Annotated in this window: 21 protein-coding genes; 16 read left to right on the top strand and 5 right to left on the bottom strand. The window is 58.1% G+C overall.

Going from position 1 to position 21433, the window contains the following annotated elements:
* Position 1: 1 nt before the first annotated feature.
* Entirely contained in the window at positions 2–466 is a 465-nt protein-coding gene (locus KI610_RS15185; protein ID WP_226495802.1) for a tetratricopeptide repeat protein, read from the bottom strand.
* 83 nt (positions 467–549) lie between these two features.
* On the opposite strand from KI610_RS15185, the gene KI610_RS15180 reads away from it, so the two are divergent.
* Positions 550–855 (top strand): antibiotic biosynthesis monooxygenase family protein, encoded by a 306-nt coding sequence (locus KI610_RS15180; RefSeq protein ID WP_226495801.1) that lies wholly within the window; start codon positions 550–552, stop codon positions 853–855.
* Here KI610_RS15180 and KI610_RS15175 read toward each other — a convergent pair.
* On the bottom strand, positions 852–2012 hold the full coding sequence (locus tag KI610_RS15175; protein WP_226495800.1) for an NnrS family protein: 1161 nt from the start codon (positions 2010–2012) through the stop codon (positions 852–854). The genes KI610_RS15180 and KI610_RS15175 overlap by 4 nt on opposite strands.
* 164 nt (positions 2013–2176) lie before the next feature.
* Between KI610_RS15175 and KI610_RS15170 the strand changes: the two genes are divergently transcribed.
* The 4 genes from KI610_RS15170 (at position 2177) to KI610_RS15155 (ending at position 5767) form a co-directional block, all read left to right on the top strand.
* Positions 2177–3421 (top strand): nitronate monooxygenase, encoded by a 1245-nt coding sequence (locus KI610_RS15170; protein WP_226498559.1) that lies wholly within the window; start codon positions 2177–2179, stop codon positions 3419–3421.
* A gap of 74 nt (positions 3422–3495) precedes the next feature.
* Positions 3496–4722: a hypothetical protein gene (locus KI610_RS15165; RefSeq protein ID WP_226495799.1), complete on the top strand. Its 1227-nt coding sequence runs from the start codon at positions 3496–3498 to the stop codon at positions 4720–4722.
* A gap of 4 nt (positions 4723–4726) precedes the next feature.
* Positions 4727–5164, top strand: a complete 438-nt coding sequence (locus tag KI610_RS15160; protein WP_226495798.1) for a hypothetical protein — start codon at positions 4727–4729, stop codon at positions 5162–5164.
* Positions 5165–5329: 165 nt separating this feature from the next.
* Complete coding sequence (locus KI610_RS15155; RefSeq protein WP_226495797.1) at positions 5330–5767, top strand: CBS domain-containing protein; 438 nt, start codon at positions 5330–5332, stop codon at positions 5765–5767.
* On the opposite strand, the gene KI610_RS15150 is transcribed toward KI610_RS15155, so the two are convergent.
* From KI610_RS15150 to KI610_RS15140, 3 genes are all read right to left on the bottom strand, one after another.
* On the bottom strand, positions 5764–6489 hold the full coding sequence (locus KI610_RS15150) for a tRNA pseudouridine(65) synthase TruC (protein WP_226498558.1): 726 nt from the start codon (positions 6487–6489) through the stop codon (positions 5764–5766). The genes KI610_RS15155 and KI610_RS15150 overlap by 4 nt on opposite strands.
* Before the next feature lie 34 nt (positions 6490–6523).
* On the bottom strand, positions 6524–7507 hold the full coding sequence (locus KI610_RS15145; RefSeq protein ID WP_226495796.1) for an HpcH/HpaI aldolase/citrate lyase family protein: 984 nt from the start codon (positions 7505–7507) through the stop codon (positions 6524–6526).
* A 77-nt stretch (positions 7508–7584) separates the two neighbouring features.
* Positions 7585–8571: a malate dehydrogenase gene (locus tag KI610_RS15140; RefSeq protein WP_226495795.1), complete on the bottom strand. Its 987-nt coding sequence runs from the start codon at positions 8569–8571 to the stop codon at positions 7585–7587.
* Positions 8572–8768: 197 nt separating this feature from the next.
* On the opposite strand from KI610_RS15140, the gene KI610_RS15135 reads away from it, so the two are divergent.
* The 11 genes from KI610_RS15135 to zapE all read left to right on the top strand — a co-directional run bounded on the left by KI610_RS15135 (position 8769) and on the right by zapE (position 21429).
* Positions 8769–9524, top strand: coding sequence for a GntR family transcriptional regulator (locus KI610_RS15135; protein WP_226495794.1), 756 nt, complete (start codon positions 8769–8771; stop codon positions 9522–9524).
* Between the two features lie 138 nt (positions 9525–9662).
* Positions 9663–10049: a succinate dehydrogenase, cytochrome b556 subunit gene (gene sdhC, locus KI610_RS15130; RefSeq protein ID WP_226495793.1), complete on the top strand. Its 387-nt coding sequence runs from the start codon at positions 9663–9665 to the stop codon at positions 10047–10049.
* Positions 10046–10393, top strand: a complete 348-nt coding sequence (sdhD, locus tag KI610_RS15125; RefSeq protein ID WP_226495792.1) for a succinate dehydrogenase, hydrophobic membrane anchor protein — start codon at positions 10046–10048, stop codon at positions 10391–10393. The genes sdhC and sdhD overlap by 4 nt, the downstream gene beginning before the upstream one ends.
* A gap of 2 nt (positions 10394–10395) precedes the next feature.
* The gene (sdhA, locus tag KI610_RS15120; RefSeq protein ID WP_226495791.1) at positions 10396–12180 is read left to right on the top strand and encodes a succinate dehydrogenase flavoprotein subunit; all 1785 of its coding nucleotides are present in this window, start codon (positions 10396–10398) and stop codon (positions 12178–12180) included.
* Positions 12181–12192: 12 nt separating this feature from the next.
* Positions 12193–12903 (top strand): succinate dehydrogenase iron-sulfur subunit, encoded by a 711-nt coding sequence (locus KI610_RS15115; RefSeq protein WP_226495790.1) that lies wholly within the window; start codon positions 12193–12195, stop codon positions 12901–12903.
* Positions 12903–13148: an FAD assembly factor SdhE gene (locus KI610_RS15110; protein WP_226495789.1), complete on the top strand. Its 246-nt coding sequence runs from the start codon at positions 12903–12905 to the stop codon at positions 13146–13148. Before KI610_RS15115 ends, KI610_RS15110 begins: the two co-directional genes overlap by 1 nt.
* An 83-nt stretch (positions 13149–13231) precedes the next feature.
* Complete coding sequence (gene gltA / locus KI610_RS15105; RefSeq protein WP_226495788.1) at positions 13232–14530, top strand: citrate synthase; 1299 nt, start codon at positions 13232–13234, stop codon at positions 14528–14530.
* A 105-nt stretch (positions 14531–14635) separates the two neighbouring features.
* Positions 14636–17470 carry a 2-oxoglutarate dehydrogenase E1 component gene (locus tag KI610_RS15100; RefSeq protein WP_226495787.1) on the top strand — a complete coding sequence of 945 codons (2835 nt, stop codon included), beginning with the start codon at positions 14636–14638 and terminating at the stop codon, positions 17468–17470.
* Between the two features lie 24 nt (positions 17471–17494).
* On the top strand, positions 17495–18718 hold the full coding sequence (gene odhB, locus KI610_RS15095) for a 2-oxoglutarate dehydrogenase complex dihydrolipoyllysine-residue succinyltransferase (RefSeq protein WP_226495786.1): 1224 nt from the start codon (positions 17495–17497) through the stop codon (positions 18716–18718).
* Between the two features lie 75 nt (positions 18719–18793).
* On the top strand, positions 18794–20218 hold the full coding sequence (gene lpdA, locus KI610_RS15090) for a dihydrolipoyl dehydrogenase (protein ID WP_226495785.1): 1425 nt from the start codon (positions 18794–18796) through the stop codon (positions 20216–20218).
* Positions 20219–20313: 95 nt separating this feature from the next.
* Positions 20314–21429, top strand: coding sequence for a cell division protein ZapE (gene zapE / locus KI610_RS15085; RefSeq protein ID WP_226495784.1), 1116 nt, complete (start codon positions 20314–20316; stop codon positions 21427–21429).
* Positions 21430–21433: the final 4 nt, after the last annotated feature.

Below are 21433 nucleotides of genomic sequence, written 5' to 3'. Positions count from 1 at the left end.
ATCAAACAGCGAGCAGGGTTTCGTCGATCAAGGCTGCAATGACCGAGCCGCCGACGCCGTCTTCGGGGTCCAGTGCCAGAACGCGCTTGATAGCCGCTTCGGCCTTGGCCGGCTGGCCGTTGCGCAGATGGATGAAGGCCAGGGCCTTGAGCGCGGCGAGCGCGCTGCCGGGGGCGGATTGCCAGAGCAGCCAGTTGTCCGGCAGGCCGGCCTGATCGGCGGCGGCTGCGAGCCAGCCTTGAGCGGCGCTCAACGCCTTGTCGAATTGCCGACAGCGGTTGTAGTGTTTCACCAGACAGCGATGCGCCGGCAGCGCATCCGGGGCCATGGCGAGGGCGGTCAGAAAAGCATTTTCGGCCAGTTCCGGATGGGTGAAATGGGCGGCAACGCCTTGTTGCAGCAGGTGGTCTACGGCCGGCGGCAGTTGGCCGAAATCGAGTTTGTCGTCGTTATCGAATGCGTTCATGGTGGTTGCTGTCAGGATTGCGGTATCTCTGAATAAGCAACAAGCATGCGCAGATTTTGTTGAGCACTTTCCAGGGAGCTTCCATGTTTCTCGCCATGAACCGTTTTCGCATCGCCCTCGGCAAGGAGGACGATTTCGTCGCCCACTGGCGCAACCGCAACAGCTACCTCAGCGAGGTGCCCGGTTTCGTCTCCTTCAACCTGTTGCGCGGCGATACCAACGAAGAGCGCACGCTGTTCGCCTCGCACACCGTCTGGGACTCGGAGCAATCCTTTGCTGACTGGACGCAGTCGGACGCCTTCCGCAAGGCGCACATGCAGGCCGGCCAGTCGCCGCGCGATTTCTACCTCGGCCCGCCGCAACTGGAGTTGTTCGAAGCCGTGCTTTAGTGCTCGCGACCGTCGATGCGCGGCTGGAGCAGAATCGGAATGTAGCGCCAGGCGAGGATGCTGAAGGCGACGAACCAGCAAGTCGCCGACAGGTGTATCCAGCCGAGATAGCTGGCCGGGGCAAATTGCGGGACGACGATGCGGGCAACCAGGGCAAAGAGCATGATGACCAGCACGAGCTTGTCAGCGCGGTCGAAGACGACCTTGCGCCCGGTGTGGCCCTTGGAAATGCGGATGATCATGCCCGGAATGACCAGGCCCATGGTGCCGAAGGTGAACAGATGGACGGACACCGAGCCGACCCAGACAAAGCTCATGACGTGGCCGAGCGCTTCGATCAACAGTTGGGCGACGATGCACAGGTAGCCGATGTACATGACGCCGATGTCGAGCCGCTTGAACGCCAGTTGTGGCTTCCAGTAGAAAAAGCGGATGGCGAGCAGGGCGGCGAGGGTTAGCGAGATGGCGGCGGTTAGCGGCCGGGGCAGGGCAAATTCCAGCACCAGCACAAGGCCGAGCAGCTTGATCGCCATGTCCAGCGCCGGATGGCGCAGGATCTGCGCCTGGAAGGCCGCCTTCATGAAACCGGTCAGCGTCCGTTCGAGCATGACCAGAAAGGCCAGGCGGAAGAGGGCCATGGCCATGCTGTAGCCGGCGGGAAATTCGCCACCTTCGAGCATGAGGTATTTGGCCAGCAGAAAGCCGGGCAACATGACGAGGAAAAAGGCGTTGTCGCGGTAGCTGTCCGTCTCGCGATGGCGGATCAGCGTCCACAGCAGCATGGCAACGATGCTGCCGAGAAAGAGATTGTTGCTCAGCAGGAACAGGGCTTTCGGCCAGCTTCCGCCAAAGGTCATGCCGATCCGCTCGATGATCCAGGCGGCGGCTAGCAGTGCGAGCGCCGGGCCGTGGTAGCCGCGGATATTGACCCAGTTCTTGGTCGAGGTGAGCAGGAAGCCGCCGAGCACCGCCCAGCCGAAGCCGAAGAACATTTCATGGGCGTGCCACTGGACGGAGCTGAAGCTGGCCACCGGCGCTTCAATGGCGCCACTGAAGATCAGTGCCCAGGCGACCGGCAGGATCATCCCGGCCAGGCAGGCCAGCGTGAAGAAAGGTCGAAATCCGACCAGCCAGAACGGGTGAGTTGAGAAACGCATGTGAACCTATCGGCAGAGAGTCGATCGAAGTAGCAAGTTTAGCCACAGTCGGCCTGGCGAAACTTGATTTATCCCCGGCTCGTCACGCATCGGTCTTAACATTGGCGTAAAATCCGCCACTTGGCCGCGAGCGAGGGGACCGGCCGGTATTCATAAGGACAATGATGAAGCGTGTGGACGATTTCCGCTTGCGGCTTGGCAAGCACGAGCTAGTACCAATCATGATCGGCGGCATGGGAGTTGATATTTCGAGCGCCGATCTGGCCGTCGAGGTCGCCCGTCTGGGTGGCGTCGGCCACATCTCCGACGCGATGATCAAGACCGTGTCGGATCGTCGCTACAAGACCAAGTTCGTCAAGGACAAGCTCGCGCTTTACAAGTACAACGTCGAGAACGAAGACAAGTCATCGGTCAAGTTCGATCTCGGCAAGCTGGTTGAAGCCACCCGCCTGCACGTTGAAGCAGCCATGTCGCGCAAGACCGGCAGCGGCATGATCTTCATCAACTGCATGGAAAAGCTGACCATGAATGCGCCGAAAGAGACGCTCAAGGTCCGCATGGAAGCAGCGATGGATGCCGGTATCGAAGGCATTACGCTGGCGGCTGGCTTGCACCTTGGCTCCTTCGCGCTGATCGAAGAGCACCCGCGTTTCCGTGATGTCCAACTCGGCATCATCGTTTCCTCGGTGCGCGCCCTGCAGTTGTTCCTGAAAAAGAGCTTGCGCACCGGTCGCCTGCCCGACTACATCGTCGTCGAAGGCCCGCTGGCCGGCGGTCACCTCGGCTTCGGCATGGACTGGGCGAAGTACGATCTGGCGACCATCGTCGCCGAAGTGATGCAGTTCCTGAAGAACGAGCACCTCGATATTCCGGTCATTCCAGCCGGCGGTATTTTTACCGGTTCCGATGCGACGGCCTTTCTCGAGGCCGGTGCCGCTGCTGTCCAGGTGGCGACCCGCTTCACCGTTTCCGAAGAATGCGGCCTGCCGGACAAGGTCAAGCAGGAATACTTCAAGGCCAGCGAAGACGACATCGAGGTCAACCAGATTTCGCCGACCGGCTACCCGATGCGCATGATCAAGAGCAGCCCGGGCATCGGCGACGGCATCCGCCCGAACTGCGAAGCCTACGGCTACCTGCTCGACGCCAACGGCAAGTGCGCCTACGTCACGTCCTACAATCGCGAAGTGGCTTTGCATCCCGAAGCCCGCAAGATTGCGGTGATGGACAAGACCTGCCTGTGTACCCACATGCGCAACTTCGACATCTGGACCTGCGGTCAACTGACCTACCGGCTCAAGGACACGACGCGCAAGGCAGCCGATGGCAGCTATCAGCTGCTGACCGCTGAACACATCTTCAAGGACTATCAGTTCAGCACTGAACAGAAGATCGCCTTGCCGGAATAACCGCCAACCGGGCCGCGCGGGAATGACACTTCCCGCGTGGTCAGTCCGCTTCGAGTGCTGACGAAAATCACGACATGATGATTGCCAATCTACTTCGCCGGGCTGCGCGGGTGTGTCCGCTCAACAGGTCGCTTCTGGTTCTTGCCGGTTCGGCATTCCTCGCCGTCACACCGCCGGTCATGGCCGATGCCGATTCGGCCTTCAGCCTGAATGGATTCGGAACCTTTGGCCTGGCCCGAACGACTACCGACAACGTCGAATTCGTTCGCGATATTTCGCAGCCCAGGGGTATCAGCAAGGAGTGGAGCCCTCTGATCGACAGTGTGCTCGGCCTGCAAGCGGCCTGGCGTGTCAGTCCGCAGTTCGAGGCAGTGGTTCAGGCAACCAGTCGTTATCGCTACGACAAGACTTTTACCCCCGATATTTCGTGGGCCTTCATCAAGTACAACCCGACACCCAACCTGAGCCTGCGGGCCGGCCGGCTGGGCACTGAATTCTTCATGATGGCTGATTCGCGCTGGGTCGGTTATTCCTTCCTGACGGTTCGTCCCCCCGGCGATTATTTCTGGTATTTGCCTTTCTACAGCATCCATGGCGCCGATGCGGCGATCACCGTCCCGCTAGGGGAAAGCGTCCTGCGGGCCAAGGCTTTTTACGGCCATTCGAATGGCAAGATTCCCTTGGCCGATGAGCAGTGGGATATCTCCGGTTCCCCGATGGTCGGCGGCTATCTCGAATACCAGTACGGCCCGTGGCAGGTACGGGGAAGCTACGCCAACATCCATTTCAAGCGCGATTTGCCCATTGCCCAGGTCTTGAAAAAGCAATTTGGCCTCACCCTGAATCCCCTCGATGCGGCCTTCCTGGCAACGCACGATACGCGAACCCATTATTACTCGTTGGGTCTGGTCTACGATCGCGGCCCCTGGCAGGCGCAATTGATGCTGAACCACATCGAACAGGGGAGCAGCGCTCTGCAGTCCTCCGATGGTGGCTATGCGCTGGTCGGCTACCGGGTTGGCGAAGTTACGCCGTATCTCGGTTATTCCTGGGTGCTCTCCAAGTCGCGTGGCAATGCGCCCAGCGCAGTTGCTGCTTATGTCATGCAGGATTCGCGTTCCGACCAGCAAACCACCTTTGCCGGCATGCGCTGGGATGTCGTTCGCAATGTTGCCGTCAAGGCGCAATGGGATGGCATCCGTGGCGACGCATCTTCGCTTTTCCCTTATCGCCAGGACAACCGGGCGGGCTGGGATGGCGAAATGGATGTCTTCTCGCTGACGCTGGATTTTGTCTTCTGAAGCCATGCCATTTCGTCGCCTGATCCTTCTCGGCTCGATTTTCTGGCTGCTGGTTCAGCCGGCAGCGGAGGTGCGCGCCGAACTGGTTGTCGTCGTCAATGCCCGCTGTGGCGTGGCAGCGATGACGCGCAACGAGGTCATCAACATATTCTTCGGGCGCAATCGGCAGTACTTCAACGGTATCGAGGCGCAACCGGTGGATCTCTCCGATACGCATCCGGACAGGCTCCGTTTTTATGGTTTGCTGGTCGGCAAGGACTTGTCGGAAATCAACGCCTACTGGTCAAGGCAGGTGTTTTCCGGGCGCATGCAGCCACCGGCCAAGGTGGGTTCGACCGAAGAGGTGCTGAAATGGGTGGTCTCTCATCCGGGCGGGATTGGTTTTGTCGATCTGGCCAAGGCCGATGCACGGGTTCGCGTGGTTTACGAACTGACCCCGTGAGCAAAAAAACTGGAGATTTGATTGAACGTTGAGCTGATCGGCATGGTCATCATCTTTATAGCCATTGCGGTGATTGTCATCAAGCTGGGGTAATCTTCGCATGTGCTGTGCTTCCCGGCGAAATGGGAGCACTCACAGGTTTTTACAACAACGAAGGAGACAAACATGCCAAGTCGTATCATCAGCAACATCATCGCCGGCCAAACTGTCGTTTCGGCTGCCAAGGAAAGTACGGTCCGCTCAGCATGCAGTCTGATGGCCCAGAAGCGGGTTGGTGCCATGCTGGTCGTTGAGAACAATCGGATCGTCGGTATTTTTACCGAGCGGGATGCACTCAACAAGGTTCTGGCCGGCAATCTGGATCCGGATAAAACTATTTTGTCGCAGGTCATGGTCGCCAATCCGCAAACGATTCGTGCCGACAAGCCTCTGGGCTATGCCTTGCAATTCATGGTTGATGGCGGTTTCCGCCATGTGCCGGTGGTCGATCAGAATGGCGCGCCGCTGGGCATGGTTTCCGCTCGCGATGCCTTGGGTCAGGACATGGTCCAGCTTGAGCGCGACCTGAAATTCAGGGAGCATCTCGAGGAAAATATCGCCTAGTTAGCCTTCAAGGGCCAGCCAAAAAGCGCCAGTGTGGCGGCGAATTCGCCGGACACTGGCGCTTTTATTTCCAGGCGCCGGCCATCGAGCGGATGGTTGAAGCTCATGCCGACACAAGCCAGCAACAGGCGATGGCAGCCGAGATGCTCGGCAAAGTAACGATTGTGTCGTCCCTTGCCATAGGTCGCATCGCCAATGATCGGGTGGGCGATGTGTTTCAGGTGGCGCCTGATCTGGTGACGGCGGCCGGTGACCGGTTCGAGTGCGAGCAGGGCGTAGCGGCTGCTCGGATAGCGATCAACCTCAATTGGCAGTTCAATTTCAGCCAGTTTCCGGAAGTGCGTTAGTGCTGATTGCGCCTCGGTGCTGCTCCGTTCACCCTGGAATTCGTATGCGTCGCGTTGGCGGGATAGGGCGTGGTCTATGCTGCCCGATTCTGGTGGGTAACCTCGGACGACGGCCAGATAGCGCTTCTCCACCGTTCCCGCTTCGAATTGTCGGCCGAGCTGGCTGGCAATTTCCTTGCTCAGGCCGAAGAGCAAGACGCCCGAGGTGCCCCGGTCAAGACGGTGGGCGGGCCAGACGTACTGGTCGATCTGGTTGCGCAGGATTTGAATCACAAAACGCGTTTCGTGACGGTCGATTTCCGAGCGGTGAACGAGCAGACCGGGTGGTTTGTCGATGACGACGATCTGCTCGTCACGATAGAGGATGGGCAGCAGCGGCTCCGCCTCAGTGCTACGGTCAACCGGAAATTCAGGCAAAAAAGCGAATCCTCGCTGCCGTCGGAATGTCCATTCCCGTCACGTGGGCGCGGTCGAGCAACTCCCAGTAGTAGCGATAAGAAGCCCGGTCGTGCAGCTTGCCATCATGCTGGATCGGGCCCCAATCCTTGTCCTGGGCGGCGATCAGGATCTCGGCGGCAGCCTGGACTTCGGAGAAATCGGGGCGCATGGCTTCGACGATGGGCACGATCTGGTTCGGGTGGATGCTCCACATGCGTAGATAGCCGAATTCCTGTCGGGCGCGCCGGGCATCGTTGCGGATGTATTCGATGTCTTTCAGCTCTGTAGTCACATTGTGTGATGGCACGACACCGCAGGCCAGCCCAGCGGCGCTGATCTCGCACTTGGCACGGGCGACCAGCGGGTGATCGAACTGGCCGGGACTTTTCATTGCACTACCAGGGATGGCGCCGTGGTGGCCGGAGACGAAATCCATCAGGCCGAAATCGAGACTCTCGACGCCGGGCAGGGCGGCGATTTCCCAGACTTCGCGCAAGGCACCATGAGTTTCGATCAGTACATGGACCGGAATCCTGCGGTCAACGCCAAAATTCTGCTCAATTTCGCGCAAGGCTTCGATCTGCACCTGGACGTCGCCGGCGCTGCAAGGTTTGGGCAGGGTGATGAACGGGAGTCTGCTACCCGCAATGCCGACCAGGATTTCCATGTCCTGCCGCCAGTGCGGATGGGTGACGTCATGCACGCGCGCGCCGACACGATTGAAATGGTTGTCGTCGCTCATGATCACGCCCGCTGCCATTTCTGCATGCTCACGCTCGGCGCCGGCATGGGCGCCGTCTTCGCAATCGCAAGTGATGTCGAAGATCGGGCCGAGTTCAATCTGCTGCTGCAGCGCCTTCTTCATCAGCTTTTCGGAGCCGGCGTAATGATCGACAGCGGGCAGGATGGGGAAGGGCTTCTCGCCGGAAAAAAGAACTGCTTTCGGATGGCGCATGGTTTTCGAATCCGTAAACTAAAAAGGCCGCGGTATTTTACCGCGGCCTTTAAATGAAGCTGGGGACTAATGCTGGATTACAGCATGTCCTTGACGGCTTCGGCTTCGTCGGTCAGTTCCTTGAGCGTGAAGTTGATCTTCTCACGGCTGTACTCGTCGATTTCCAGACCCTGGATGATCTTGAACGAACCACCCTTGCACTCGCACGGGAAGCCGAAAACGATACCAGCCGGGATGCCGTAGGAGCCGTCAGACGGCACGCCCAGGGTAACCCATTCGTCGGAACCGAGCACCCAGTCACGGATGTGGTCGATGGCGGCGTTGGCAGCGGAAGCAGCCGAAGACAGGCCGCGGGCTTCGATGATGGCAGCGCCGCGCTTGCCGACGGTCGGCAGGAAGACGTCGTTGTTCCAGGCGTGATCGTTGATCAGGGCCTTGACGCTGTCACCATTGGAGGTGGTGTTGCGGTAGTCGGCGTACATCGTCGGGGAGTGGTTGCCCCAAACGACCAGCTTCTTCAGGGAAGCAACCGGACGGCCGATCTTGTTGGCCAGTTGCGACAGGGCGCGGTTGTGGTCCAGACGCAGCATGCCGTGGTAGTTGTTCGGGTTGGTGCGGCCGACCTTCTTGGCAGCAGCAGCGGCGATGAAGGCGTTGGTGTTGCAGGGGTTGCCGACGACCAGAACCTTGACGTTCTCGTTGGCGTTCTCGGCGATGGCCTTGCCCTGAACGGTGAAGATGGCGCCATTGGCGGTCAGCAGGTCAGCGCGTTCCATACCCTTGGTGCGCGGACGGGCGCCAACCAGCAGGCAGACGTCGGCATCCTTGAAGGCGACATTCGGGTCATCGGTGGCAACCATGCCGGCGAGCAGCGGGAAGGCGCAGTCTTCCAGCTCCATCATGACGCCCTTGACGGCTTGCTGAGCTTGCGGCAAGTCGAGCAACTGAAGGATGACCGGCTGGTCTTTGCCGAGCATTTCGCCGGAGGCGATGCGGAACAGCAGGCTATAACCGATCTGGCCGGCGGCGCCGGTAATGGCAACGCGCATGGGGGCTTTGGACATGTATCGCTCCTGTTTGAAACAGCGTGGTTGAAATTGTTCGTATTTGCCCGAATACCTGCTTTTTTTGCTTCCTTGCGTCAGCAGGCACGAGAACTCAAGATGGTAAAAGTTCAGCGTCTGGCTGTCAATTCATCATCTGTCTTATATAAGACAACTTTTCGTGGACGGTAAGCCCGAAATGTGCTGAAATTTGGACCATGACTCGTGACGCCTCTCGTCCTGCTCCCCGCCTAAGTTCTCCAACTTTCAGTCCCCTCTATCGCCAGATCAAGGATTTCTTGATTCGTAGCCTGGAGGAGGGTGAGTGGGGTCCGGGCGATGCAATACCGAGTGAAGGGGAGTTGGCAACGCGATTCAACGTTAGTCAGGGGACGGTGCGCAAGGCTATTGACGAAATGGCCGCCGAAAATATGTTGGTTCGGCGTCAGGGTAAAGGTACGTTTGTCGCAACGCATAGCGACCCGCGTTCCTTTTATCGTTTCCTGAGGCTGGTGCCAGATGATGGCAAGGCGGCACATGCAGTCAGCGATCCGTTCTTTTGCGAAACCATCGATGCGACACCAGAGGTGGCTGCAGTCCTCGGTTTGCAGGCGGGCGACAAAGTGGTTCACGTCAAGCGTCTGCTGCGTTTCAGTGGCGAGCCGGTGGTTTTTGATCAGATTTATCTGGTTGCTGACCTGTTCAACGGCTTGACACTTGAGGGCTTGCGCGGCGGTGAGCGTTCCCTGTATAGCCTGTTCGAAAGCGATTTTGGCGTGCGCATGATCCACGCTGAAGAACGCTTGCGCGCAGTTGGGGCGGATGCTCAAAGTGCGGGCATGATTGGTGTTCCTTTTGGGGAGCCTCTTCTGCTCGTTGAGAGAACGGCCTACACCTATGGCAATAAACCGGTGGAGTGGCGGCGTGGGCTTTATTACACGCGGCAGCACTACTACCGGAATGATCTGGGGTGAGAGAGAAAGCAGTACTTTGGAATTAGGTCGGAAAGCGCCTCGCAAGGCACGTTCCACATAGTTTTGAATGTATAATTACAGTTCTTTTCAAACCACGTAAAAGCGGATAACCGCATCTTCACGCGAGGGATGACGTTCATGGCAGAAATGACCATCAAGAAACGTCCAAAAAACTTGGACTTGACTACAATAAAGTTGCCGCTGCCGGGCAAGGTTTCAATTCTTCATCGTGTCAGCGGTGCGGGCTTGTTTCTTTGTATCCCGGTGTTGCTCTGGCTCTTCGGCGCCAGTTTGGGCTCCCCTGAAAGTTTTGCTACCTTCAAGTCGATTGCTGGAATGTTGCCTGTCAAGGTGATTCTGGCTGGTCTTCTTTGGTCATTTGTTCATCACTTCTGTGCTGGCATCCGCTTCTTGTTGCTCGATCTGCATGTCGGTATCGAGAAAGAGGCTGCTCGCAAATCGGCGGGTGTCGTCCTTGCTGTCAGCATTCCGCTGACCCTGATTCTCTGGGGGGTGTTGCTGTGATCAACCGCAATGTTGTCGGAGCCCACTACGGCTTGAAGGACTGGATCATCCAGCGCGCAACGGCTGTCATCATGGCGGTCTACTCGGTGTTGATCGCCGCAGTGCTTTTGGTTGTGCGTCCGTCGACCTTCGAGGCCTGGCAGGGCGTATTCGCTAATGGCGTCATCAAGTTCCTGACCTTCCTTTTCTTCGTCAGTCTGTTCTACCACGCCTGGATTGGCGTGCGTGACATCTGGATGGACTACGTGAAGCCGACCGGTTTGCGCCTGTCCCTGCACGTTCTGACCGCTGCTGCGCTGGTGGGTTACACCGCGTGGGCTGCTGCGATTCTCTGGAGGCTGTAAGCGTGAGTATTCCTGTTCTCAAGTTTGATGCGGTGATCGTCGGTGCTGGTGGTGCCGGTCTGCGTTCCGCGATCCAATTGTCCGAAGCCGGCCTGAAAACGGCTGTTCTTTCCAAGGTCTTTCCGACCCGTTCGCACACTGTTGCGGCACAGGGCGGTGTTGCTGCCTCGCTCGGCAACTCCGAGGAAGATCACTGGACGTGGCACATGTACGATACCGTCAAGGGTTCCGACTGGCTCGGCGACCAGGACGCGATCGAATTCATGTGCAAGAAGGCCAACGAAGTGGTCGTCGAGCTCGAGCACTACGGCATGCCGTTTGACCGTACCGACGACGGCAAGATCTATCAGCGCCCGTTCGGTGGTCACATGTCGAACTTTGGCGAAAAGCCGGTTCGTCGCTCCTGCGCTGCCGCTGATCGTACCGGTCACGCCATGCTGCATGCGATGTATCAGCGCAATGTCAAGGCCAATACGCAGTTCTTCGTCGAGTGGATGGCGCTGGACCTGATCCGTGACGAAGAAGGTCATGTCCTCGGCGTTACGGCCATGGAAATGGAAACCGGCCAGGTTGTGATCTTCCATGCTCGCGCCACCATTTTCGCGACTGGTGGTGCTGGCCGCATCTACTACTCTTCGACCAATGCCTTCATCAATACCGGAGACGGTCTCGGTATGGCTGCCCGCGCTGGTATTCCGCTCGAAGACATGGAATTCTGGCAGTTCCACCCGACCGGCGTAGCTGGTGCGGGTGTGCTGATTACCGAAGGTGTGCGCGGTGAAGGCGGCATCCTGCGTAATTCCAGCAAGGAACGCTTTATGGAGCGCTACGCGCCGAACGCCAAGGATCTGGCCTCGCGTGACGTGGTTTCCCGTGCCATGACAACCGAAATCAAGGAAGGGCGCGGTTGTGGTGTCAACAAGGACTACGTCCTGCTCGACATCACCCACCTCGACCCCGCCACCATCATGAAGCGCCTGCCAGGCATCCACGAAATCGGTTTACAGTTCGCTGGCGTTGATTGCCTGAAGGAGCCGTTGCCGGTTGTTCCGACCTGTCACTATCAGATGGGTGGTATTCCGACCCATTACTCCGGTCGTGTCGTGATGCCGAAGGGTGACGACATGAATTCCGTTGTTCCCGGCTTCTACGCCGGCGGCGAGTGCGCCTGCGCCTCGGTGCACGGTGCCAATCGTCTCGGTACCAACTCGTTGCTCGATCTGCTGGTCTTCGGCAAGTCGGCTGGTGACTCCGCTGTTGAAGACCTCAAGGCTGGCCGTGCCCACCGCGATCTTCCGAAGGATGTCGCCGACAGGACTCTGGCTCGTATCAGTGCACTGGATAATCGGAAGGGTGGTGCCAATGTGCACGAAACCCGTCTGGCCATGCAGCGCACCATGCAGGATCACGCCGGCGTGTTCCGTTTCAGCGATCTGCTGAAGGAAGGTGTCAGCAAGATTCTCGAAGTCGAAAAGGCAGCTCGTAACCTGGAGATCAAGGACAAGTCGATGGCCTGGAATACGGCCCGGACCGAAGCTCTCGAAATGGAAAATCTCATCGAAGTCGCCAAGGCCACGATGATTTCCGCCGAGGCTCGCAAGGAGTCCCGTGGAGCCCATGTGCGCGACGATGCTCCGGATAGCGCCGAGTTCCCGAATGGCCGTAACGATGCCGTGTGGCTCAAGCACACACTGTTCTCGCCGGTGGATAACTCGATCTGCTACAAGCCAGTCAACATGCAACCCCTGTCCGTCGAGCCCGTTGAGCTCAAGACGCGCTCGTACTAATTGGAGTTGAGAATGAGCAAACGCATGGTTCAATTCAGTATCTATCGCTACGATCCGGACAAGGATGACGCGCCTTACATGCAGGACATCTCGGTGGAACTGGAGCCGACTGACCGCAAACTGCTGGACGCGTTGACCAAACTGAAAGCCAAGGATGACGCGATTTCCTATCGTCGCTCGTGCCGTGAGGGTGTGTGTGGCTCGGATGCCATGAACATCAATGGAAAGAACGGCTTGGCTTGCCTGACCGATATCGACAGCTTGAAGCAGCCGATCGTGCTGCGTCCGTTGCCGGGCCTGCCAGTCATTCGCGACCTGATCGTCGATATGACCCAGTTCTTCAAGCAGTATCACTCGATCAAGCCTTACCTGATCAACAACGATCCGCCGCCGGAACGCGAACGTCTGCAGTCGCCAGAAGATCGCGAAGAGCTGAATGGTCTGTATGAGTGCATTCTGTGTGCCTGCTGTTCCACGTCCTGCCCGTCGTTCTGGTGGAATCCGGACAAGTTCGTCGGCCCGGCCGGTCTGCTGGCGGCTTACCGTTTCATCGCCGATACGCGCGATCAGGCAACCAACGAGCGTCTCGACAACCTCGAGGATCCGTATCGCCTGTTCCGTTGCCATTCCATCATGAACTGTGTTGACGTGTGCCCGAAGGGTCTGAACCCGACTAAGGCCATTGGCAAGATCAAGGACATGATGGTTCGTCGCGCCGTCTGATGGAAAGAGCGGACTACGAACGTCTGCGCTGGCGTTGTATTCGTCGTGCGCTTCTCGAACTTGACATCACCCTGACACGTTTTCTGGATAGTGGCGAGTTTGAAAAGCTTAACGATGATCAGCAACAGGCGTTTGTGGTGCTTGCTGACATGGAGGATTACGATCTCTGGGACTTGCTGACTGGCAAGGCAGAGATCGATGATCCTCGCTTGGCGCACATGGTGACGCTAATTCGTAAGAGTTGAGTAAGGTTTACAATCTATCTTTGGAATGTTGACCGCTTTTTTGGCATTGCAGTTACAACCAACACCTGTAAAGGGATGACTCCATGACGACTGAACGCAAGGCAATTTTGACAATCGATGGACAGGCTCCCGTCGACTTCCAGATCATGACCCCGACGCACGGCAACGATTGTGTCGATATCCGCACCTTGGGTGCCAAGACCGGCTTGTTTACTTATGACTCCGGCTTCCTTTCTACCGCTAGCTGCAAGTCAACGGTTACCTTCATTGACGGTGACAAAGGCGAATTGCTCTATCGCGGCTATCCGATCGAGCAGTTGGCTGAGAATTGCAACTTCCTCGAAGTCACCTATCTGTTGAAAAACGGCGAACTGCCGAATGCCAAACAGAAAACCGCTTTCGAAAGCACCATCAAGAATCACACGATGGTGCACGAGCAGTTGACCAAGTTCTATTCCGGCTTCCGTCGCGATGCTCACCCGATGGCTGTCATGACTGGCGTTGTTGGCGCACTGTCGGCCTTCTATCACGATGCCATGGACTTCTCGGATGCCGAGCATCGGAATGTCAGCTTCAACCGCCTTGTCGCCAAGATGCCGACCATCGTCGCCATGGCTTACAAGTACAACACCGGTGCGCCGTTCATGTATCCGGACAACGATCTGGATTACACCGCCAACTTCATGCGCATGATGTTCGGCAACCCGTGCGAGAAATACAAGCCGAATCCGGTTCTGGTCAATGCACTCGACACTATCTTCACACTGCACGCTGACCACGAACAAAATGCGTCGACCTCGACGGTTCGTCTGGCTGGTTCGTCCGGTGCCAATCCTTTTGCCTGTATTGCAGCTGGTATTGCCTGTCTGTGGGGCCCGGCGCACGGCGGCGCCAACGAAGCCTGTCTGCAGATGCTTGAGCAGATTGGTGACGTTTCCAAGGTTGGTGAATACATCAATCGCGCCAAGGACAAGAACGACTCCTTCAAGCTCATGGGTTTCGGTCACCGCGTTTACAAGAACTTCGACCCGCGTGCCAAGCTCATGCGCAAGGTGTGCTTCGATGTTCTTTCCGAACTCGGCCTGCAGAACGATCGCCTGTTCAAGCTGGCGATGGAACTGGAAAAGATCGCTCTGGAAGACCCGTACTTCGTCGAGAAGAAGCTCTACCCGAACGTCGACTTCTACTCTGGTATCGTCCAGAAGGCCATCGGCATTCCGACAGAAATGTTCACCTGCATCTTCGCCCTGGCCCGTACGGTCGGCTGGATGACGCAGTGGGAAGAAATGATCACCGATCCGGAATACAAGATCGGTCGTCCGCGTCAGTTGTACATGGGTGCAGCGAAGCGCGACGTCGTGCCGCTCGCCCAACGCGGCTAAGAAAGAAACTGGGCGGCCGTGTGGCCGCCCTTTTTTTACCTGCGGAAACTTGTGATCAAGCTATCTGTGGCTACAGTGGAAAAAAATACCCTTGAGGGGATGCCTATGACTACGATGAACAATTTATTCGACAGCACGATGTATTTTGGCGGCAATGCGCCGTTTGTCGAAGAGCTGTATGAAAACTACCTGAACAACCCGACTGCCGTGCCCGAAGAGTGGCGCGAATATTTTGACCGCCTGGCGCAGATGCCGGGCTTCGTTGCCCGCGACGTTGCCCATGCTCCGGTTATTTCCGCCTTTGCGGAATTGGCCAAGGATGGCGGCTTCCGTCCTGCGCCTGTTGCTGGTGGCGACAACAAGAAGCAATCGGCCGTTGGCCAGTTGGTCACCGCCTATCGTTCGATGGGTACCCGCTGGGCTGATCTAGATCCGCTCAAGCGTTTGGCCCGTCCGAATATTGATGAGCTGGAGCCATCTTTTTACGGCTTCACTGATGCCGACCTGAATCAATCGTTCAACGTCGGTTCCCTTAAGGGGCTCCCGGAATCAGCCAAGCTTGGCGATATTCTTGAAACCCTCAAGCAGACTTATTGCGGCACCGTTGGCGTCGAGTACATGTACATGTCCGACTACAACGAAAAGCGCTGGCTGCAGGAGCGTCTCGAGGGCATCCGCTCGCGTCCGACCTACAGCGCCGACCAGAAAAAACGTCTTCTCGAGCGCTTGACTGCAGCCGAGACGCTGGAACGTTACCTGCATACCAAGTACGTTGGTCAGAAGCGCTTCTCATTGGAAGGCGGCGAGTCGTTGATCGTTTCCATGGACGAAGCTATCCGTGTTGGCGGCAAACTGGGAATCGACGAAGTCGTCATCGGCATGGCCCACCGTGGCCGTCTGAACGTATTGGTCAATACCCTGGGCAAGGCCCCGTCGATGCTCTTCGCTGAATTCGAAGGCAAGAAGAAGAGCGATCTGTCGGCTGGCGACGTCAAGTACCACATGGGCTTCTCCTCCGATGTGTCGACCCCGGGAGGCCCCTGCCACCTGACCCTCGCTTTCAATCCGTCGCACCTCGAAATCGTCAACCCGGTCGTCGAAGGCTCGGTTTATGCACGCCAGGTTCGTCGGGGTGAAGAAGGCAAATCCAAGGTGCTGCCGGTGGTTGTTCATGGCGACTCCGCCGTGGCCGGCCAGGGCGTCAACCAGGAAATGCTCAACTTCGCCCAGACCCGCGGCTACGGCACGGGCGGCACGCTGCACATCGTCGTCAACAACCAGATCGGCTTCACCACCAGCGACCCCCGCGACTACCGCTCCGGCCACTACTGCACCGATATCTTCAAGATGGCCGATGCGCCCATTTTCCACGTCAACGGTGACGATCCGGAAGCTGTTGCGCTGGTCACCCAGTTGGCCATCGAGTTCCGTCAGCAGTTCAAGAAGGACGTCGTCGTCGACATCATCTGCTTCCGCAAGCTTGGTCACAACGAGCAGGATGAGCCGATGGTCACACAGCCGCTGATGTACAAGATCATCAGCAAGCACCCGGGTACCCGCAAGGTTTACGGCGACAAGCTGATTGCCGAAGGCGTCTTGCCGGCTGATGGCCCGGATCAGATGATTGCCCAGTACCGCGAACACCTTGACAAGGGTGAGTTGCTGTACAACCCGGTGCTGGCTGGCTACAAGCATCCGAACACCATCGACTGGACGCCTTTCCTGACCAAGAGCTACATGGAAACCTGCGACACCACGGTGCCGATGAAGGAACTCCAGCGTCTGTCGAAGCGCCTGACGACTTTCCCGGAAGGCTATACGCTGCATTCCCGCGTCAAGAAGATTGCCGAAGATCGCGCCGCCATGGGCGAGGGCAAGCTGCCGGTCGACTGGGGCATGGCCGAGAATCTTGCTTACGCATCCTTGCTGGTTTCTGGCTACGGCGTGCGTATCTCCGGTGAGGACGTTGGTCGAGGTACCTTCTTCCACCGCCATGCTGCCTTCCATGACCAGAATCGGTCAAACTGGGATGAGGGCACCTACTACCCACTGAAGAATCTGCAGGAAAAGCAGGCTGGCTTCCAGTGCTACGACTCCGTGCTGTCCGAAGAAGCTGTTCTGGCTTTCGACTACGGCTACGCCTCGGCCAATCCGTACGAAATGGTGATCTGGGAAGGTCAGTTCGGCGACTTTGCCAACGGCGCCCAGGTGGTCATTGACCAGTTCATTGCTTCCGGTGAGGCCAAGTGGGGTCGTGCCTGTGGTCTGGTCATGCTGCTGCCGCACGGTTATGAAGGTCAGGGTCCGGAACACTCTTCAGCCCGCCTCGAGCGCTACATGCAGCTTTGTGCCGAAATGAACATGGAAGTCTGTGTGCCGACCACGGCTGCACAGGTATTCCACATGCTGCGTCGTCAGGGTGTCCGCATGCAGCGTAAGCCGCTTATCGTCATGACGCCGAAGTCGCTGCTTCGTCACAAGGATGCTGCTTCCAGCATGGAAGAACTGGCTACCGGCGAGTTCAAGCGTGTCATCGGCGAAGTCGACGAGATTGATGCCAAGAAGGTCAAGCGCGTCATCCTGTGCTGCGGCAAGGTTTATTACGATCTGGTAGCAGCCCGTCGTGAGAAGAAAATCACCGACATCGCCATCGTTCGTGTCGAACAGCTCTATCCTTTCCCGAAGGATTCGCTCGAGAAAGAACTGGCCAAGTATCCGAAGGCGACCGAAATTGTCTGGACCCAGGAAGAGCCGCGCAATCAGGGCGCCTGGTACTGGATTGCCTCGCGTCACCATCTGGATACCCAGTTGGGCGTCAAACAGAAGATGTTGCTGGTGTCTCGTCCGGCTTCCTCTTCCCCGGCAGTTGGCTATCTGGCCAAGCACAACGAGCAACAAAAGGCACTGATCGAGTCCGCACTGGGCAAGATCGAGTACTGATAACTACAGCAGAGTGGAGTCACTATGAGCATTATCGAAGTTCAAGTTCCCCAGCTTTCCGAGTCCGTCGCCGAAGGCACGCTCGCTTCCTGGAAAAAGAAAATCGGCGAGGCCGTTGCTCGCGACGAAATCCTGATCGACATCGAAACCGACAAGGTCGTTCTCGAAGTTCCGTCGCCGGCTGCTGGCGTTCTGGTCGAAATCATCAAGGCTGACGGCGAAACCGTTGTCTCAGGTGAGTTGATCGCCCGCATCGATACCGAAGCCAAGGCTGGCGCTGCTGCCCCGGCTGCTGAAGCCCCGAAGGCTGCTGCCGCTGCTGCTCCGGTTGCCGCTGCTGCCGCGCCGGCTGGTACGGCCAGCCCGTCGGCCCGCAAGATCCTCGACGAAAAGGGCGTTGCTGCCGCTGACGTCGCCGGCTCTGGTCGTGGCGGTCGCGTCACCAAGGAAGATGCCGTTGCTGCTGCGCCGAAGTCTGGTCCGGTCGCTGCTCCGGCTGCTGCCAAGGCTGCCATGCCGACGCCGCCGGTTGCTGTTGCCCTCGGCGATCGTACCGAGCAGCGCGTGCCGATGTCCCGTCTGCGTGCCCGCATCGCCGAGCGCCTGCTGCAATCGCAGCAAACCAACGCCATCCTGACCACGTTCAACGAAGTGAACATGGGCCCGATGATGGCGCTGCGCAAGCAGTACGGCGAGAAGTTCGAAAAGACCCATGGCGTTCGCCTCGGCTTCATGGGCTTCTTCGTCAAGGCTGCCTGTGCTGCCCTGCAGAAGTTCCCGATCCTCAACGCTTCGGTCGATGGCAATGACATCGTCTACCACGGCTTCATCGACATCGGTATCGCTGTTGGTTCGCCACGTGGCCTGGTTGTGCCGATCATCCGCAATGCGGACCAGATGAGCATCGCCGAAATCGAGAAGAAGATTGCCGAATTCGGTGCCAAGGCCAAGGACGGCAAGCTGACCATCGAAGACCTGACCGGTGGCACCTTCTCGATCTCTAACGGTGGCATCTTCGGTTCGATGATGTCCACCCCGATCATCAACCCGCCGCAGTCTGCGATCCTCGGCATCCATGCCACCAAGGACCGCGCCATGGTTGAAAACGGTCAAGTCGTTGTGCGTCCGATGAACTATCTGGCCATGTCCTACGATCACCGCATCATCGACGGCCGCGAAGCCGTCCTCGGTCTGGTGACCATGAAGGAAGCGCTGGAAGATCCGTCCCGCCTGCTGCTCGGCGTCTAATCGACGTTGGCCGGCGCCAGTGTCCCGCAAAGGGCGCTGGCGCTTTTGCACATCTGAAATCTGAAAGGTTTACACATGTCCAAGCAATTTGACGTGCTCGTTATCGGCGGTGGCCCCGGCGGCTATGTCGCGGCCATTCGCGCGGCCCAGCTCGGCTTCTCCGCCGCCTGCTGCGAATCCAATCCGTATGCCGACCCCAAGGGCGAACCGCGCCTCGGCGGCACCTGTCTGAACGTCGGCTGCATCCCTTCCAAGGCACTGCTGCACACCTCGCACCTCTTCGAGGAAGCCGGTCACAGTTTTGAGGGCCAGGGTATCAAGGTTGGCAAAGCCACCATCGACGTGCCGGTCATGAAGGGCCGCAAGGACACCATCGTTACCCAGCTGACCTCCGGTATCAAGGGCTTGTTCAAGAAGAACAAGGTCACCATGCTCAACGGTCATGGTTCCTTTGTCGGCAAGGAAGGCGATCTGTACAAGGTCAAAGTTGGCACCGATGAGGTGCTGGCCAAGCAGGTCATCATCGCGACCGGTTCCAAGCCGCGTCACCTGCCGAACGTGCCGGTCGACAACAAGATCGTCATGGACAACGAAGGCGCCCTGAATCAGGAATCCGTGCCCAAGAAGCTGGCCATCATCGGTGCCGGCGTCATCGGTCTGGAAATGGGTTCGGTCTGGCGTCGCGTCGGTTCCGAAGTCACCATCCTCGAAGCAATGCCCGACTTTCTGGCTTTTGCCGATCAGGACATCGCCAAGGAAGCGCTCAAGCTGTTCACCAAGCAGGGTCTGAACATCCAGACCGGCGTCAAGATTGGCGATATCAAGACGACCAAGAAGGGCGTCTCGATTGCCTACGAAACGAAGGACGGCAAGGCAGAGAAGCTCGACGCCGACCGCCTGATCGTGTCGATCGGTCGCATCCCGAACACCGACGGCCTGAATGCGGAAGCGGTTGGCCTCAAGCTGACTGATCGCGGCATGGTTGAAGTCGATGGCCATTGCAAGACCAACCTCCCGGGCATCTGGGCCGTTGGTGACGTCGTGCGCGGCCCGATGCTGGCGCACAAGGCCATGGAAGAGGGCGTCATGGTTGCCGAATTGATGGCCGGTCAGGCTGGCCACTGCAACTTCGACACCATTCCGGGCGTCATCTACACCGCACCGGAAATCGCCTGGGTCGGCAAGAGCGAGCAGCAGCTCAAGGCTGATGGCGTCGCCTACAAGGTTGGCAAAATCCCGTTCATGGCCAACGGCCGTGCGCTCGGCATGGGCGAGCCATCCGGCTTCGTCAAGATGCTGGCCTGCGCGCAGACCGACCGCATCCTTGGCGTCCATATCATTGGCGTCAATGCCTCTGAGCTGATTTCCGAAGCCGTTGTGGCGATGGAATTCGGTGGCGCTTCCGAAGATCTGGCGCGCATCTGCCACGCTCACCCGACCTTGTCGGAAGCGGTGCACGAAGCGGCCCTGGCTTGCGACAAGCGTCCGCTGCACTTTTAAGCTGACTCTTCTTTGCCAGAAAGGCGGGTTGCGGCAACGCACCCGCCTTTTTCTTTGGCAGAATACGTTTTTACCCCCAATACTGATTCACCAAAATGCCCCATAAAAAACTCAATGTCGCCGCGCAGGGCATGCTCGACGCCTATAAAAACCTGCTTGATGCCCGTGGCTATATGGCCGATGCTGCCCAGATGACGGCGGCAATGGCCTTGCAGAACCTTTATACAAATTTGCTATTTTTTAAGGTTGACCGTGGCAGCACCTTCAAGCGCCTGCTGTCGCCGCCCAAGCCGCCGAAAGGCGTCTATTTCTGGGGCGGGGTTGGGCGCGGCAAGAGCTTCCTGATGGATTGCTTTTACGACTCGGTGCCTTATCGGCGCAAGCGTCGCATTCACTTCCATGCCTTCATGCAGCAGATCCATCATGACCTCGAAAAATACAAGGGCGAACCGGACCCGATGTTGAGGCTGGCCGAGCAGATCGCCAAGGAAGTGCGTCTCCTGTGTTTTGATGAGTTCCACGTTTCCGACATCGCCGACGCCATGATTCTTGGCCGTCTGATGGATGGCCTGTTTGCCCAGGGGGTCATCATCGTGATGACTTCCAACTATCCGCCGGACATGCTGTATCCGAACGGCCTGCACCGCGAAAGCTTTCTGCCGACCATCGCGCTGCTCAACAAGCATCTCGATGTCTTCGAGGTCGATGCCGGAACCGACTACCGTTTGCGGGCGCTGGAACAGGTCGAGATCTATCATTACCCGGCCGACGCCACGGCTGAAAAAAAGATGCTCGACTACTTCAAAATGGTTGCCGGCGAGGATGGCAAGAAGGGCGGCCATATCGAGGTGCTGGGCCGCGACATCGATACCGTGCGGCGCGGCCATGGTGTCATATGGTTCGATTTTCGCACCCTGTGTGGCGGCCCGCGTTCGCAGAACGACTATCTCGAAATCGCCCGTGGATACCACACCGTGCTCCTCTCTCATGTGCCGAAAATGACCATGCACCAAGCCTCGGAGGCGCGTCGCTTCACGTGGCTGGTCGACGTTTTCTACGATCACAAGGTCAAACTCATCATCACTGCCGACTGCGCGGCTGACGGGCTCTACACCGAGGGCACGCAGGCCAGTGAGTTTGCTCGCACGGTGAGCCGGCTGACCGAAATGAATTCCAGGGAGTACCTGGCCTTGCCCCACGCTGTGGCCTGATCAG

The sequence above is a fragment of the Ferribacterium limneticum genome, from assembly GCF_020510565.1.
Taxonomy (GTDB): Bacteria; Pseudomonadota; Gammaproteobacteria; order Burkholderiales; family Rhodocyclaceae; genus Azonexus; species Azonexus limneticus_B.
This window is presented reverse-complemented; position numbering and strand designations above follow the sequence as displayed.